Origin of the sequence: Kitasatospora sp. NPDC059747 (assembly GCF_042732955.1) — a bacterium.
Taxonomy (GTDB): domain Bacteria; phylum Actinomycetota; class Actinomycetes; order Streptomycetales; family Streptomycetaceae; genus Kitasatospora.
Map to the genome: position 1 here is coordinate 17,287 of NZ_JBHWGV010000103.1, position 15,193 is coordinate 32,479.

Below are 15,193 nucleotides of genomic sequence, written 5' to 3' on the forward strand. Positions count from 1 at the left end.
ACACCCCGCCGGGGGGGGACAAAACTTTCCCCGCCCCACCCGGCCCCGCCCCCCCGCGCCGCCCCCCGCCCCCACCTCGGCGCACGCGCGCCCGTTCAGTGCGACAGCGACTGCTCTACGCAGTCCATCACCCGCTCCAGGTCCGGCAGGTAGACGTCCTCCAGGCGGGACGGCGGGTACGGGGTGTCGAAGCCGGTCACCCGCAGCGCGGGCGCCTGGAGGGAGTAGAAGCACGCCTCGGTGATCCGGCAGGCGAGCTCGGCGGCCACGCCCAGCTGGCCGGGCGCCTCGTGGACGGTGACCAGCCGCCCGGTCCGCACGACCGAGTCCCGGACGGTGGGCACGTCCAGCGGCGAGAGCGAGCGCAGGTCGACCACCTCCAGGCTGCGGCCCTCCGCGGCGGCGGCCCCGGCGGCCTCCAGGCAGAGCCGGACCGTCGGCCCGTACCCCACGAGGGTGAGGTCGGTGCCCGGGCGGACCACCTCGGCCGAGTGGAGCGGCAGCGGCGCGCCGGCCGCCGGGTCGACCTCGCCCTTGTCCCAGTAGCGGCGCTTGGGCTCGAAGAAGATCACCGGGTCGTCGCAGGCCACCGCCTGCTGGATCATCCAGTACGCGTCGGCGGGCCGGGCGCAGGTGACCACCCGCAGCCCCGCGGTGTGGGCGAAGTACGCCTCCGGCGACTCGCTGTGGTGCTCCACCGCGCCGATCCCGCCGCCGAACGGGATCCGCACGACGACCGGCATGGCCACCCGGCCGCCGGTGCGGGCGCGGAGCTTGGCGAGCTGGGCCACGATCTGGTCGTACGCGGGGTAGACGAAGCCGTCGAACTGGATCTCGCAGACCGGCCGGTAGCCGCGGAAGGCGAGGCCGATGGCGGTGCCGACGATCCCCGACTCGGCGAGCGGGGTGTCGATCACGCGGTCGCCGCCGAAGTCCTTGTGCAGCCCGTCGGTGATCCGGAAGACGCCGCCGAGGCGGCCGACGTCCTCGCCGAGCAGGACCACCCTGCGGTCGGCCTCCATGGCCTTGCGGAGGCCGGCGTTGAGGGCCTTGGCGAGGGTCAGCTCCATGTGTGGGTCCCTTCCGGTCCGTCCGTGAACTGGTCGAGGAACTCGGTGAGGCGGGCGCGCCCGGCGTCGATGAGCGGGTGCGGTCCGGCGTAGACGTGGTCGAACACGGCCGTCGGCCCGGGGTCGGGCAGGGCGCGGCACTCGGTGCGCAGCCGGACGGCCAGCCGGTCGGCCTCCTCGTCGAGGGCGGTGAAGAACGCGGGGTCGGCGAACCGCTCGTGCTCCAGGTAGGCCCGCAGGCGGGTGATCGGATCCCGTGCGGCCCACTCGGCGACCTCGTCGGGGGAGCGGTAGCGGGTGGCGTCGTCGGAGGTGGTGTGCGGGGCCATCCGGTAGGTGACGGCCTCGATCAGCACCGGTCCCGAGCCGGACCTGGCGTGCTCCAGGGCCGCGTCGGTCACCGCGAGCGTGGCGAGCACGTCGTTGCCGTCCACCCGGACGCCGGGGAAGCCGTAGCCGTGGGCGCGCCGGTACAGCGGGACGCGGGTCTGCCGGGAGAGCGGCTCGGAGATCGCCCAGTGGTTGTTCTGGCAGTAGAAGACCACCGGGGCGTCGAACACGGCCGCGTAGGTGAAGGCCTCGTGGACGTCGCCCTGGCTGGTCGCGCCGTCGCCGAAGCAGACCAGCACCGCGCCGTCGGCGCCGTCGAGCCGCAGGCCCATGCCGTAGCCGACGCCGTGCAGGGCGTGGCCGCCCACCACCACCTGGTAGTTGGCCATGCCGGCCCGGTACGGGTCCCAACTGCCGTGGGCGGTGCCGCGCCAGAACCCGAGGAGGTCGATCGGGGGGATGCCCCGGCACCAGGCGACGCCGTGCTCGCGGTAGCTGGAGAACACGAAGTCCTGCGGGCGCAGTGCCCGTCCGGCGCCGATCTGGGCGGCCTCCTGGCCGAGGAGCGAGGCCCACAGGCCGAGTTCGCCCTGGCGCTGGAGGACGGTGGCCTCGGTGTCGATCCGGCGCACCAGCACCATGTCGCGGTAGAGCGCCCGGTACTCCTCGGGGGTGAGGTCGAGTTCGTGGTCGGGGTGGGCGACCCGGCGGCCGGCCGGGTCGAGGAGCTGCACCGGATCGGGGTCGTGGGCGGGGAAGCGGCTGGTGAGCACGTCAGGCCTCCTGGCCGGGGGTGGTGGCGGCGGGGGTGGCGGCGCCGGCCCGGTTGACGGCGCTGACGGCGGCGGCGAGCGAGGCGCGGACGATCCCGGTGGCGATGCCCACGCCCCACACCGTCCGGCCGTGCAGGGCGCACTCCACGTACGCGACGGCGCGGGCGTTGCTGCCGGCGGCGAGCGCGTGTTCGCGGAAGTCGAGCACGTGGAGGTCCACGCCGATCCCGGCGAGCGCGTCGGCGAAGGCGTCGATCGGCCCGTTGCCGGTGCCGTGCAGCCGGTGGATCGCGCCGTCGAGGCGGACGGCCGCGGTGAGCGTGTCGCGGCCGTCGTCGCCGGTGGCGGTGTCGTGGCTGAGCAGGGCCAGCGGTGCGCGCTCGGTGAGGTACTCGGCGCGGAAGAGCCGCCAGATCTCCTCGGGCGCGACCTCGCCGCCGAGGTCGTCGGTGCGGGCCTGGACGGCCTTGGCGAACTCGATCTGCAGGCGGCGCGGCAGGTCGAGCCCGTGCCCGGTCCGCAGCACGTAGGCGACCCCGCCCTTGCCGGACTGGGAGTTGACGCGGATCACGGCGTCGTAGCCGCGCCCGACGTCCCGGGGGTCGACGGGCAGGTAGGGCACGGCCCACGGGACCTCGTCCACCGGCCGGCCGAGCGCCTCGGCCTCGGCGGCCATCGCCTCGAAACCCTTCTTGATGGCGTCCTGGTGGGAGCCGGAGAAGGAGGTGTAGACGAGGTCGCCCGCGTAGGGGTGGCGCGGGTGCACCTCCAACCGGGTGCAGTGCTCGGCGGTGCGGCGGACCGCGTCGATGTCGGAGAGGTCGATGCCGGGGTCGACGCCCTGGGTGTAGAGGTTCATGGCCAGGGTGACGAGGTCGACGTTGCCGGTGCGCTCGCCCTGGCCGAACAGGCAGCCCTCGACGCGGTCGGCGCCGGCCATGACGGCGAGCTCGGCGGCGGCGACGGCGGTGCCGCGGTCGTTGTGCGGGTGGACGGACAAGCAGATGTGCTGACGCCTCGTCAGGTTCCTGGACATCCACTCGATCCGGTCGGCGTAGTCGTTGGGCGTCGAACGCTCCACCGTCGCCGGGAGGTTGAGGATCAGCTCGCGTCCCTCGTCGGGCTGCCAGACGTCCGCCACCGCCTCGCAGACCTCCAGTGCGAACTCCGGCTCGGTGTCGGTGAAGATCTCCGGGCTGTACTCGTAGCCGAGTTCGGTCGCGTCGCCGAGCAGCTTCCCGGCGTGTTCGAGGACCAGACGGGTGCCCTGCTCGGCGATCGCCCGGCACTGGTCGCGGTCGACGCCGAAGACCACCCGGCGGAAGAGCGGCGCGGTCGCGTTGTAGAGGTGCACGGTCGCGCGCCGGGCGCCGGCCAGCGACTCGACGGTCCGCCCGATGAGGTCGTCCCGCGCCTGGGTGAGCACCGAGACGGTCACGTGGTCGGGGATGGCGTCCTGCTCGATGATCGAGCGGACGAAGTCGAAGTCGGCCTGCCCGGAGGCCGGGAAGCCGACCTCGATCTCCCGGTAGCCCAGCGCGACCAGCAGGTCGAACATCCGGCGCTTGCGGGCCGGTGACATCGGGTCGATCAGCGCCTGGTTGCCGTCGCGCAGATCGGTGGAGAGCCAGCGCGGCGCCCGGGTGATCCGGCGCGAGGGCCAGGTGCGGTCGGGCAGGTCCAGCGGGACGGCGGGCCGGTAGCGGCCGAGCGCGAGGGAGCGGCGGTAGCGGGATTCCATCGGTTCAGGCCCCCCAGGTGACCGCGACCGCGTTGCCCACGAGGGCGACCATGGCCAGCGCCGTCCGCAGGTGGTGCCAGTCCCGCCACAGCGGCCGCGGATCGCGCCAGCCCTCCGGCACGGCACCCGACTCGACCAGCTTGACCTGGCGGTTGATCGGCACGTTGCAGGCCCGGGAGACCACCGCCACGCCGGCCAGCGCGAGGCCGGCGAGGACGGTGAGCACCCGGATCCAGGCCCGGTCGGCCGTGCCGCCCAGCGCGAAGTCGGCCAGCCCCGCGGAGATCACGATGATCGGCATGGTGGGGTCGTAGTGGCGCCCCAGCAGCTTGTGGATCTCCACGTACCGGTCGACGGAGAGCGCCATGGCCGTGGGGATGACACTGATGGCCACGGCGAAGAAGACCCCGGAGACGATGCCGCTGCCCAGCAGGGCCACCAGCCCCAGACCGTGGTTGACCAGGTCGTTCACGTTCGTGCCTCCTCGCGGCTCGCGGGCTCTTGCCGCTCACCTTGGCAAGGCGCGCTCGGGCCGTCCTAGAAGGACCCTGAACGGTCCCGGCCGCTTCAGACGTGCTCGATGCACCGTGGAGGGCCACCGGCGACGATCCCTCCACGGATGGCTGTGCCGAGAGGAGCTGAGTGGTGTGTTGAGGGCGGGAGGCCGGGCCGGGCCGAGGTACGGCCGGATCATCGGGGTCGGCGACTACCGGCCGCGCCGGGTGGTGGACAACCGGGAGGTGTGCGAGGCGATCGACTCGACCGAGGAGTGGATCGAGTCGCGCTCCGGCATTCGGCTGCGCCGCTTCGCCGAACCGGAGGAGACGCTCGCGGTGATGGGCGCGGCGGCGGCCGCGAAGGCGATCGCCGCGGCCGGCGTGGACCCGCGCGACATCGGCCTGGTCATCGCGGCGAGCACGACCAACCTGGTCTCGCTGCCGCCGCTCGCGGTGGACGTCGCGACCCGGGCCGGCGCGGTCGGCGCGGCCGCCTTCGACCTCAACGCGGCCTGCGCCGGCTTCTGCTACGCGATCGAGACCGCCGCGGCGATGATCAGGACCGGCACCGCCGACCACGCCCTGGTGGTCGGCGTGGAGCGGCTGACCGACCTGGTCGACCCGGCGGACCGGCAGATCGCCTTCCTGCTGGCCGACGGGGCCGGCGCGGTCGTGCTCGGCCCGTCCGCCGAACCGGGCGTCGGCCCGGTCGTCTGGGGCGCCGACGGGCGGCAGCTGGACGCCGTGGTGATGAGCGGCTCCTGGGGCGACCGCCTGCGCGACCCGGCCGCGCCGGTGCCGGTCATGCGGATGGACGGCCGCCGGGTCTTCCGCTGGGTGGTGGACGAGATGGTGGCCGTCGCCCGCAGGGCGGTGGCCGAGGCCGGGATCACCTTCGCGGACCTGGCCGCCTTCGTCCCGCACCAGGCGAACATGCGGATCACCGACGTGCTGGTCGGCGAACTCGGGCTGCCCGGCCACGTGGTGGTGGCCGACGACATCGAGACGGCCGGCAACACCAGCTCGGCCTCCATTCCGCTGGCGATCGAGCGGCTGCTCACCACCGGCCGGGTCGAGTCCGGCTCGCTCGCGCTGCTGATCGGCTTCGGGGCCGGACTCACCTTCGCCGCGCAGGTGGTGAGACTGCCGTGACGGAACCCGCTTCCACCGGACCCGCTTCCACCGGACCCGCTTCCACCGAGCCCGCTTCCACCGAGCCCGCTTCCACCGGATTCGACGTCGCCGAACCCGACGTCGCCGAACCGGTCTTCACCGAGTCCGGGCTGCCGGTCAAGCCCTGCTACGGCCCCGGGGACCTGCCCGGCGAGCGCGCCGCCGAGCTGCCGGGCCGGGCTCCGTTCACCCGTGGCACCCGGGCCGGGATGTACCGTGAACGGCCTTGGGCGGTACGCCAGTTGGCCGGGTACAGCACCGCTGACCACACCAACCGGCGGCTGCGCATGCTGCTGGACTCCGGGGCCACCGCGGTCAACACCGTCTTCGACTTCCCGACCAACCGCGGCTACGACAGCGACGAGCCGATCGCCCGCGCGGACGCCGGCCAGGGCGGGGTCGCGATCGACGGCGTCGAGGACATGCTCGCCCTGTACGACGGGATCCCGCTCGACCGGGTGAGCGTCTCGCTGGTGCTCTCCCACCCGGTCGCGGCCGGGGCGGTGCTCGCCTTCTACCTGGCTGCCGCCGAGCGGCGCGGGTACGCCTTCGCCGACCTGCGCGGCACGCTGCAGAACGACTTCATGATGGAGACGGTGGTGCTCACCGCGCCGAGCGTGCTCGAGCCCGCGTTCTCCTTCCGACTGTCGACGGACGTCGTGGAGTTCTGCCTCCAGCAGGTGCCGCGCTGGAACGCGATCAGCTACACCGGCTACAACTACCGCGAGGCGGGCGCCGACGCGGTGCACGAGGTCGCGCTGGTCGTGGCCCACGCCGTCGCGACGGCCGAGGAGATGGTCCGCCGGGGCCACCCCGTGGACTCCTTCGCCGGCCGGCTCACCGCCTTCTTCAGCGCGGACAGCGACTTCTTCGAGGAGGTCGCCAAGTACCGTGCCGCCCGCCGGGTCTACGCCCGGGTCTTCGAGGAGCGGCTGAAGGCGGCGGACCCCCGCAGCCTGATGCTCCGCTACCACGTCCAGACCGCCGGCTCCGCGCTGACGGCGCGTCAGCCGCTCAACAACATCACCCGGGCCGCGTACCAGGCCCTCGCGGCGGTGCTGGGCGGCGCGCAGTCGCTGCACGTCAGCGCCTACGACGAGGCACTGTCCATCCCCTCGGAACAGGCGGCGCTCACCGCGCTGCACACGCAGCTGATCCTGCGCCACGAGACGGGCGTCGACCGGACCGCCGATCCGCTGGCGGGCAGCTACTACGTCGAGCACCTGACCGACGAGATCGAGCGCCGGGTGGGCGTCCTCCTGGACCGGATCGACGCGATGGGCGGCCTGGTCGCGGCCGTCGACCAGGGCTGGGTGCACAAGCAGCTGACCGGCCGCGCGTACGACCGGCAGCTGGAGCTCGACGACGGCAGCCGGACCGTCGTCGGCGTCAACCGCTTCCGGGACGAGGACGAGCCGCTGCGGATCGAACCGTTCCGGGTGCCGGCCACCATCGAGGCGCAGCGCCGCCGCCTGGCCCGCGTGCGGGCGGCCCGGGACGCCGGGCGGGTGCGCACGGCGCTGGAGCGGGTGCGCGCGGCGGCCGTCGCGGGCCGCAACACCATGCCGGGACTGCTCGACGCGGCACGGGCCGGGGCGACGCTCGGCGAGTGCTGCGAGGTCTTCCGCAGCCTGCACGGCGGCTGGCACCAGCCGCTCATCTGACCGGACGTCGGCTCGACCCAAGAGGAGGAAGCACGGATGGAGCGCATCCGCGTGGTGATGGCCAAACCCGGCCTCGACTCGCACTACCGCGGCGTCATGGTGGTCAGCCGCCACCTGGTGCAGCACGGGATGGAAGTGGTGTACCTCGGCAACCAGCTGCCGGAGCAGATCGTGCAGGCCGTGCTGGCGGAGGACGCCGACGTGCTCGGGCTGTCCAGCCTCTCCGGGAACCACCTCGCGCTGGTGCCACCGGTGCTGGAGGGGCTGTCCGCGCTGGGCCTGGAGGACGTGCTGGTGCTCCTGGGCGGGATCGTCCCGGCCGAGGACGCCGACGAGCTGCGGGCCCAGGGGGTGGGCGAGGTCTTCGGGCCCGGCACCGACCTGGCCTCGATCGTGCGGGTGATCCGCGAGCGCGTCGCGGGCCGTGACGCTGCCTCCGTCGCGGGCCGTGACGCTGCGCTCGCCGTGGGGCGGAGGCCGTAGCGGCCCGGACCGACCCGTGGACGGGAACCGGCCGGCCGGGGCTCCGGCGGAGTGCCCTGGCCGGTCGCCGACCGCCGTCGGCCGATCAGCGCATCGACATGACGTTACGTCAGAACGTCGGCTGCAAAGTGCTGTTGAGAATGTCCTGCTGGGCGCGCTGCATCGCCAGGCCGGGTTCGAGGCCCAGCTCGTCGCGCAGCCGCCGGCGGTAGGACTGGTACACGTCGAGCGCCTCGCCCTGCCGGGACGAGGAGTGGAGCGCCATCATGAGGCGGCTGTGGAACCACTCGTGCAGCGGGTGGGCCACCACGAGCGTCTTGAGCTCGGAGACCAGCTCGCGGTGCAGGCCGAGCCGCAGGTCCGCGTCTATCCGCATCTCCAGGGCGTTCATCCGTTCCTCCTCCAGGAAAGTCGCGTGGCACTGCAGGACCGGCCCGCACACGACGCCGCCGAAGACCGGCCCCTGCCACAGGTCGAGCGCCTGGTGGAGCACCTCGGACGCCCGCTCCGGCCGGTTCGTCTCCAGCGCGTGCCGGCCCTCGCGCACCAGGGCCTGGAAGCGCACCAGGTCGAGGTGGTCGGGATCGGCGGACAGGACGTAGCCGGAGGGCTCGGTCCGCGTCCGGATGATGCTCTCGCGGTCGCGGCCGTCGCTCCCGAACGACTTGCGGAGCTGGTAGATGTAGGTCTGCAGGGTGGCGGTCGCACTGGTCGGCGGATTGTCCTGCCAGAGTTCCTCGGCCAGCGTTTCGGCCAGCACCAGCTTGTTGGCTCTCAGCAGCAGGGTGGCCAACACCCTTCGGAGTTTCGGGGCACTGGGCGTCCGGTCGATTTCACCGTCCCGGGCGGCGAGGGTCCCGAGTACCGAATAATCCATTGCTCCCCCTGTTTTCATGTGGTGAGGGTTTTGGTTTTCCCGGGAAATCCGGGGACTCCGGGGGAATTCGGGGGAATCCCCTCGGAGCCGGGACCAGGACGCGTTTCAGTTCGGCGCGGTCCGGTCCAGCTGGTGGCCTTCCACCCAGATCCGGGCCACGGCCCGGAGGGCGGCCTCGCGGTCGGCCCGCCCGTTCCGGGAGCCGTCGCCGCCGGGGCGGGCGGGAAGCAGGCCGACGGCCGCGCTGCGGCCGGCGGTCACGGCGGGGTGGCGCAGCGCGAGCGCGGTCAGGGCCTGGCCGGGGCCGGCCTCGACCAGCAGCAGGCGGTGGTCGGCGAGCAGGCGGTCCAGGGCCGGGCCGAAGAGCACCGGATCCGACATCTGCCGGGCCCAGAAGCGCGGACGGAGCGCCTCGTGGGGGCGGACCGGGGCGGCGGTCGCGGAGGAGTACACCGGCAGCTCGGGCGGCCGCAGGGCGACCGCGGCGAAGGCCGGTTCGAAGAGCTCGGCGGCGGGCACGGCGTGCGGGGTGTGGAAGGGCTGGCGGATCCTCGTCCGGCGGGCCACGAAGCCGGCCAGCCGCAGGTCGTGCTCCAGTGCCGCCAGCGCCGCCGTCGGGGCGCCGAGGGCGGTCTGGCGGGGGCCGTTGACGACCGCGACGCTCACGTCGCCCACGGCGAACGGGGCGAGCTCCCGCGCCGAGGCGGCGACCGTGACCAGCCCGCCGGGGACCACCGGCGCGTACGTGTGGGAGCGGGCGGCCATCAGCCGGGCGCCGTCGCGCGGCCGGAGCACCCCGGCGACGGTCGCGGCCACCAGCTCGCCCACGCTGTGGCCGAGCACGGCCGCGGGCCGCAGGCCCCAGCCGGCCAGCATCCGGGCGAGCGCGTGCCCCACCGCGTACAGCAGCGGCTGGCCGAGCTCCCCCTCGTCGATCCGGCGTTCGGGGTCCTCGGCCAGCCAGGCCTCGCGCAGCATCGGGCCGGTGGGGCCGACGGCGGCGAAGAAGTCGTCCATCGCGGCGCTGAACGCGGCGTCGTGGCCGTAGAGCCCGGCACCCATCCGGGGGTGCTGCGAGCCGTGGCCGGGGAAGAGCAGGCCGACCGGCCGGGGCGGCTGCCGGCGGGTGTCCCGGCGCAGCGCGCGGTCCGTCCGCAGGAGCTCGGCGGCCTCCCGGACGGAGGAGGCCACGAGTGCTCCGCGCACCGCCCGGTGGGCGGGCGGGATGTCGGCGAGGCGCCGGGCCGCTTCGTCGGCGATCCCGTCGATCCTGCCCGGGCCGTCGGGGCCGTTGGGGGCGTCGGGGGCGTCCGGGCGGTCCGGGGCGGCGGCTGCCAGCCGGTCGGCGAGTTCGGTCCGCGCCGTTTCCTCCGCCCGTTCGTCGGCTCCGGCCCAGGCGATGATTCGAGGCTCTGCGAGGTCGGACATCGGTGCTCCTTCGGCGGCCGCTGGGCTCGGCAGCAGACAATTCCACCGCCTGCTCGTGCATGTCCAGTGCTGTGCTGGCCGAATCCAAATGTTCGGCGGATTTTTCCGGATTCGTTTTCCACGGCCGCGGGCCGCCGGAATTCCTACTCGCGGGTTCGCCCGCGGTTTTGCCCGCGGGTGTCCGTGCGCGGTCAGCGGAGCCGTTCCACGAGCTCTTCCCACAACCGTTTTTCGGCCCGGCTGAGCCGGCCGTTGTCCGGCGGCCGCCGCGCGCTGCCGTCCGGCGGCGGGGAGAGGTGCCCGCCCGGGTCGAACGGGCCGTAGAGGCCGCCCGTGATGCGCAGGGCCAGGGCGAGCGTGCGGACCGCCGCCGAGGCGATGCGCCGGGCCCGGCACCCGTCGGCCGGTGGAGACATGGCACTTCCCTTCGACGGCGGCGCGGTGGAGGGGAGCGGGTGTCCGGGCGGCCGGCGCGCAACAGTGTCCGGTGCACAACGGTGTCCGACGCGCAACGGCGTACGGCGCGCAACGGTGTCCGACGCGCAACGGCGTACGGCACCGCGGACGGGGAGGGTCCGCGGTGCCGGTGGGCGCCCGGTGACGGGCCCTCAGTAGGCGGCCCGGACGGTGTACATCTCCCAGGGACGGGAGCGCGCGGCGTCCTGGTACGGGCGCAGCGGCGAGGTCTGGCCCTTGTGGTCGGGCCCCTCGTCCCAGCGCTTGAAGGCCTCGGCGCTCTCCCACTCGCTCATCACGGCGAACGCGCCGTCGTCGATCAGCGAGCGGAGGAGTTCGTTGCCGAGCAGGCCGGCGGTGCCGGCCAGGTCGCCGCTGATCCGGTGGTAGGCCTCCTCGATCGCCGACTCCTGCTCACCGGAGGGGACTTGGCAGAAGAGCATGATCCTCACCCGTCCCGTGGTCGGCGTCCGGCCGGTGGTCACCGCTTCTCCAGGGCGTGCAGGACCGTGGTGGTCCACATGGCGCCGCCGGACCGGAACGGGTGCAGCCGCTTGCGGTGGTCCAGGTGCTGGTCGCTCGACTCGAACTCCCGGAACCTCGGCTCGTCCACCCAGTCGCTGACGATGAAGTAGAGGCCGTCCTCCTCCTCGCTGCGCATCAGCCACTGGCCGAGGTTGGCGGGGTGGTCGGTCACGGTGGACCCGATCTCCAGCCAGGTGCGCTCGAAGTCCTGCTCCAGCTCGGGCTTGATCTCGGCGCGCAGCAGCACCCGGAAGACCTTGGATCGCTCGGCCACGGCTCAGATCCCCCCGTCCACGTGGATGGTCTCGCCGGTCACGTACGCGGAGAGGTCACTGGACAGGAAGAGCACCGCGCCGGCGATCTCGTCCGGGGTGCCGAGCCGGCCGAGGCCGGTCAGGCCCTGGTAGCGGGACTTGACCCGGGCCACCTCCTCCGGCGGCGCGGTCTCGAACTCCTCGGTCTCGATGACGCCCGGGGCGACCAGGTTGACCCGGATGCCCTTCGGGCCGAGCTCCTTCATCAGCGAGCGGGTCAGGCCGATGAGGCCGGCCTTGGACGCGGTGTAGTGGGCGCGCAGCGGGATGCCGATCACCGCGGCCCGCGAGCCCACGGTGATCACCGAGGAGCCGGCCGACAGCAGCGGCAGCGACTTCTGGATCACCAGGAACGGGGCGGTGAGGTTGGTGTCCAGCACCCGCCGCCACTCCTCCAGCGGCAGCTCGGGGAAGGGGACGTGGCTGATCACGCCGGCGTTGTTGACCACGACGTCCAGTGCGCCGAAGCGCTCCTTCGCGGCGGAGACCAGCCGCTCGACGTCTTCCGGCACACTCACGTCGGCCTGGACGAGGTGGTGCTCGCCGCCGGTGGCGGCCAGCTCCCCGCGCAGGCTCTCCACGGCCGGGCTCTCGGTGCGGTAGCAGGCGACGGTCCGGGCGCCGGCCCGGGCCAGCGCGAGGACGATGCCGCGGCCGATGCCGCGGCTGCCGCCGGTGACCAGGATCCGCTTGCCGGTCAGATCGATGCTCATGACGCTCGGGTGCCTCATCTCTTGGTGTCGGGTGTGTCGTCGGTACGGGGTGCCGGGGCCGCTCAGGCCGCCCGGCCGGACCGGGCCCGGGGGAGGGGCCGGGCTTCGAGGACCGCCCAGCGGCCGGTGGCGGGACGGTTGGCGAGGGCGAAGTCCGCGGCGGTCAGCAGGTCCTGCCACTCGCGGAGGGTGCGCTCGCGGCCGCCGAAGCGGAGCATCATGTCGACGTCCAGGAACTTGCCCTGGTCCCACTCGTTGGGCCCGGCCACCACGTGGTCAAGGACCAGCAGCCGGCCCTCGGCGCGGTCGCCGAGCGCGTCGCGGACGCCCCGCAGGATGCGCACGGCGTGCTCGTCGTCCCAGTCGTGCAGCACCTGCTTGAGGAGGTAGGCGTCGCAGTCGGCGGGCAGCGGGTGGAAGAAGCTGCCGGGGACGATCGAGACGCGCTCCGCGACCCCCGCCTCGGCCAGGTGGTGTGCGGCGTCCTTGACGACGTGCGGCCGGTCCAGGAGGACCCCGGTGGCGCCGGGCACGGCGTTCAGGACGGCGCTCAGGAAGAAGCCCTGGCCGCCGCCGATGTCGGCGATCCGCGAGAAGCGGGTGAAGTCGTACTGGGAGGTGAACAGGTGCGTGGTGGACCGGCTCATCTGCGTCATCGCACGGTCGAACAGGGCGCCGGTGCCGACGGGTTCGGTGTCTTCCCCGGCGGCAACGTCGTCCTGGGAGGCAACGTCGTCCTGGGCGGCGCCGGTGTCCTGGGTAGCGCCGGTGTCCGTGGTGCCGGTGTCCGCGGCGCCGTCCCCGGCGAAGAACGGGCGCCCGAAGACGTGCTCGAACGCCGGGCGGCCCGTGCGCACGGTGTGCAGGATCTCGCCGTACGGGCGGCGCACCGACTCGGAGCCGTTGTAGAGCACCAGGTCGCGCACCCCGAACGGGATGTCGCTGCGCAGGCCGACGGTGAGCTCGTTCTCCGCGAAGCGGCGGTCCTCCTCCTCCGTCACCAGCCCGAAGGCGGCGGCGCAGCGCAGCACGCGGTAGAGCGACTCCTCGTGGCTGTCGGTGAGCCCGGCCAGCTCGGCCACCGTCCGCGGGTGGTCGGCCAGCAGGTCGGCGATCCGCAACTCGGCGACCACGTGCAGGACTTCGCTGATCCGCCGGCCGTTGGTGAGCAGGATCAGCCGGACCGGGGCGGGCAGCGACCGCGCGTCGGGCGGGCCGCCGGTCACCGTGTCAACGCTCATGGGGATCCTCTTCGAATCGATCGTGCGTCAGTTGGCGTGCAGGAGCAGGCCGGTGTTCAGGACGAGCACCGCGAGCGCGGCCAGGACCAGCGCGGTACGGACCCGGTTCCAGTTGCTCCACCGGACCCGCGGGTCGATCTCCGTCCAGTTGTCCGGCAGCGCCTGCGGGTCCACGGTGGCGATCCACCGGTTGATCGGGACGTTCTTGGCGAGCGAGACCACCATGGCGCCCACCAGCAGCAGCGCGCAGAGCCCGAAGAGCGCCGCGGTCAGGGCGGTGCCGGTCACGAGGGCGAGTCCGACGTCGCAGATCAGCGCGGCCACCATGCAGGCCGGCATGAACGGATCGAACCGGGTGGCCATGAACTGGTGGGTGACGACGTACCGCTCGGTCGGGAGCGACAGCAGCAGCGGGGCGCCGCCCAGCACGGCGATCATCAGCCCGCCCGCGGCGAGCCCGTTGCCCAGCAGGGCGACCGGAAGCAGGATGCGCAGGGCCTCCATCTCAGCCGCGCTGCCAGGTGTAGAACGGCTGGGCCATCGCGTCCTTGGGCTCGGCCCACGCCGGGTCGTACGGCCGCATGTACTCCGCCAGCCGGTCGTGGATCTCCTGGTACAGCGGGTGGCTGCGGGCCTTGTAGAGGTCGGGGGTGATGTCCGCCTGCGACTCGACGAGGTGGAAGTACAGGTCGTGGAAGCGGAACAGGGTGCGCCGGGTGGCGCCGATCAGGTGCGGCAGCTCGGTGGCGTCCGACTCGGCGAAGATCCGGGCGACCTCCGGCGCGTCGGCGGGGTCCATCCGCGCGACGATCAGCGTGCGGTCCGACTTGGGCATGCCTTCTCCATCCGTGGGCCTTCGAGGTGGATCGACGCCCCATCGTGGCGATCGGACCTCCGGGACAACTGGAGGATCACTGAAGATTCTTGACGGTGAGTCAGCTCGGCGGAGTTCGTGACCGGCCGATGCGTGCCGCCGCCGGGCCCTCCCAGCGGTCCTCGATCCGGCGTGGACCGCGCGCGGGCATCATGCGGCCCGGACCATCCCAGCAACCCGGAGGCGCGGCCATGGCATTCATCGCGATCGGTTACAAGGTTCGGCTCGGACACGAGGAGGAGATCGCGGAGATCTTCGCCGAGGGGAGCTTCCGTCGGGCCGACTCGGCGGAGTACCGGGACGAGGAGGGGCGGTCGGCCGGTCGCAACGTCTCGACCGGGCTCTTCATCGAGGGCGAACTCATGACCCGCGTGGTCCAGTTCGAGGGGGACCTGCGGCAGATCGGCCGGCACATGGGCGGCCAGCAGGGGGTCAAGGAGGCGGAGCGCAAGCTCGGCCCGTACCTCCAGGTGCCGCGCGACACCGAGACCGTGGAGGGCTTCCAGCAGTACTTCCAGAACGCGCTGATGACCTGCGTGTTCCAGGAGTTCCGCGAGGAGCGCTCGGCGCAGCTGGCGGCGTGGACCCAGCGGATCGCGCCGGGCGCCGACGAGGACGAGATCGGCACCGTCTTCGAGCGGGTGCAGGGCGAGGTGCTGCGCAAGCCGGCCGAGGACGGGGACCCCTTGATCGCCTCGGTGGCCTTCGTCAAGGACGAGCACCTCGTGTGGGCGGTGCAGTACGACGGGGAGTTCGACGCCGTGGTCCGCCGGCTGCACGCGGACGGGCTCGCCCCGCGGACGGAGGGCGCGCTGCGCCCGTTCCTGGCGGGTGCGCGGGACGCGGGTCAGGGGCTCTTCGGCGCCGCGGCCATGCGACGACTGCAGATGCTCTCGGCGGACGTGCCGCCCGCGGGCTGAGCCGCCGCGGGAGGCCTTGGGGCCGGGGCGCCCTGGGCGCGGGACACCTGGGGCCCGGGGCGCCCGTGGCCCCGGAACGTCCTGGCCCCGCCGGCCCCGGGGCCCCCGTACGTC

At 73.4% G+C, this 15,193-nt stretch carries 17 protein-coding genes; 4 read left to right on the forward strand and 13 right to left on the reverse strand.

Translation table 11 applies throughout. The features are described 5' to 3' along the window. Positions 1-95: 95 nt before the first annotated feature. The 4 genes from ACFV4G_RS33395 to ACFV4G_RS33410 are packed head-to-tail and all read right to left on the reverse strand — an operon-like array spanning position 96 to position 4,386. Positions 96-1,070, reverse strand: coding sequence for an alpha-ketoacid dehydrogenase subunit beta (locus tag ACFV4G_RS33395; RefSeq protein ID WP_380445930.1), 975 nt, complete (start codon positions 1,068-1,070; stop codon positions 96-98). Continuing rightward, entirely contained in the window at positions 1,061-2,173 is a 1,113-nt protein-coding gene (gene pdhA / locus ACFV4G_RS33400) for a pyruvate dehydrogenase (acetyl-transferring) E1 component subunit alpha (protein WP_380445931.1), read from the reverse strand. Before pdhA ends, ACFV4G_RS33395 begins: the two co-directional genes overlap by 10 nt. 1 nt (position 2,174) lies before the next feature. Then, positions 2,175-3,914 (reverse strand): 2-isopropylmalate synthase, encoded by a 1,740-nt coding sequence (gene leuA, locus ACFV4G_RS33405; RefSeq protein ID WP_380445932.1) that lies wholly within the window; start codon positions 3,912-3,914, stop codon positions 2,175-2,177. A 4-nt stretch (positions 3,915-3,918) separates the two neighbouring features. Continuing rightward, the gene (locus tag ACFV4G_RS33410) at positions 3,919-4,386 is read right to left on the reverse strand and encodes an anthrone oxygenase family protein (RefSeq protein WP_380445933.1); all 468 of its coding nucleotides are present in this window, start codon (positions 4,384-4,386) and stop codon (positions 3,919-3,921) included. Positions 4,387-4,561: 175 nt separating this feature from the next. Between ACFV4G_RS33410 and ACFV4G_RS33415 the strand changes: the two genes are divergently transcribed. From ACFV4G_RS33415 to ACFV4G_RS33425, 3 genes are read left to right on the forward strand one after another with little or no spacing between them, the layout of a single operon-like run. Next, the gene (locus tag ACFV4G_RS33415) at positions 4,562-5,563 is read left to right on the forward strand and encodes a beta-ketoacyl-ACP synthase 3 (protein WP_380445934.1); all 1,002 of its coding nucleotides are present in this window, start codon (positions 4,562-4,564) and stop codon (positions 5,561-5,563) included. After that, positions 5,560-7,248 carry a methylmalonyl-CoA mutase gene (locus ACFV4G_RS33420; protein ID WP_380445935.1) on the forward strand — a complete coding sequence of 563 codons (1,689 nt, stop codon included), beginning with the start codon at positions 5,560-5,562 and terminating at the stop codon, positions 7,246-7,248. The genes ACFV4G_RS33415 and ACFV4G_RS33420 overlap by 4 nt, the downstream gene beginning before the upstream one ends. A 36-nt stretch (positions 7,249-7,284) precedes the next feature. Further along, positions 7,285-7,731, forward strand: a complete 447-nt coding sequence (locus tag ACFV4G_RS33425; protein ID WP_380445936.1) for a cobalamin B12-binding domain-containing protein — start codon at positions 7,285-7,287, stop codon at positions 7,729-7,731. A 109-nt stretch (positions 7,732-7,840) separates the two neighbouring features. Here the strand turns inward: ACFV4G_RS33425 and ACFV4G_RS33430 are convergent, their stop codons facing one another. From ACFV4G_RS33430 to ACFV4G_RS33470, 9 genes are all read right to left on the reverse strand, one after another. Then, complete coding sequence (locus tag ACFV4G_RS33430) at positions 7,841-8,626, reverse strand: BTAD domain-containing putative transcriptional regulator (RefSeq protein WP_380445937.1); 786 nt, start codon at positions 8,624-8,626, stop codon at positions 7,841-7,843. Positions 8,627-8,713: 87 nt separating this feature from the next. Next, a complete protein-coding gene (locus ACFV4G_RS33435; protein WP_380445938.1) occupies positions 8,714-10,036 on the reverse strand; it encodes an acyltransferase domain-containing protein in 1,323 nt (440 codons plus the stop codon). Between the two features lie 191 nt (positions 10,037-10,227). Then, positions 10,228-10,452, reverse strand: a complete 225-nt coding sequence (locus ACFV4G_RS33440) for a hypothetical protein (RefSeq protein ID WP_380445939.1) — start codon at positions 10,450-10,452, stop codon at positions 10,228-10,230. 192 nt (positions 10,453-10,644) lie between these two features. Then, on the reverse strand, positions 10,645-10,935 hold the full coding sequence (locus ACFV4G_RS33445; protein ID WP_380445940.1) for an antibiotic biosynthesis monooxygenase family protein: 291 nt from the start codon (positions 10,933-10,935) through the stop codon (positions 10,645-10,647). Positions 10,936-10,973: 38 nt separating this feature from the next. Then, a complete protein-coding gene (locus ACFV4G_RS33450; protein WP_380445941.1) occupies positions 10,974-11,291 on the reverse strand; it encodes an antibiotic biosynthesis monooxygenase family protein in 318 nt (105 codons plus the stop codon). Between the two features lie 3 nt (positions 11,292-11,294). Further along, positions 11,295-12,044 carry an SDR family NAD(P)-dependent oxidoreductase gene (locus tag ACFV4G_RS33455; RefSeq protein ID WP_380445942.1) on the reverse strand — a complete coding sequence of 250 codons (750 nt, stop codon included), beginning with the start codon at positions 12,042-12,044 and terminating at the stop codon, positions 11,295-11,297. A 62-nt stretch (positions 12,045-12,106) separates the two neighbouring features. Further along, positions 12,107-13,285: a methyltransferase gene (locus ACFV4G_RS33460; protein ID WP_380445943.1), complete on the reverse strand. Its 1,179-nt coding sequence runs from the start codon at positions 13,283-13,285 to the stop codon at positions 12,107-12,109. 27 nt (positions 13,286-13,312) lie between these two features. Next, complete coding sequence (locus ACFV4G_RS33465; protein WP_380445944.1) at positions 13,313-13,789, reverse strand: anthrone oxygenase family protein; 477 nt, start codon at positions 13,787-13,789, stop codon at positions 13,313-13,315. Position 13,790: 1 nt separating this feature from the next. Next, a complete protein-coding gene (locus ACFV4G_RS33470; protein WP_380445945.1) occupies positions 13,791-14,120 on the reverse strand; it encodes a TcmI family type II polyketide cyclase in 330 nt (109 codons plus the stop codon). A 230-nt stretch (positions 14,121-14,350) separates the two neighbouring features. On the opposite strand from ACFV4G_RS33470, the gene ACFV4G_RS33475 reads away from it, so the two are divergent. Next, complete coding sequence (locus ACFV4G_RS33475) at positions 14,351-15,079, forward strand: SchA/CurD-like domain-containing protein (protein ID WP_380445946.1); 729 nt, start codon at positions 14,351-14,353, stop codon at positions 15,077-15,079. Positions 15,080-15,193: the final 114 nt, after the last annotated feature.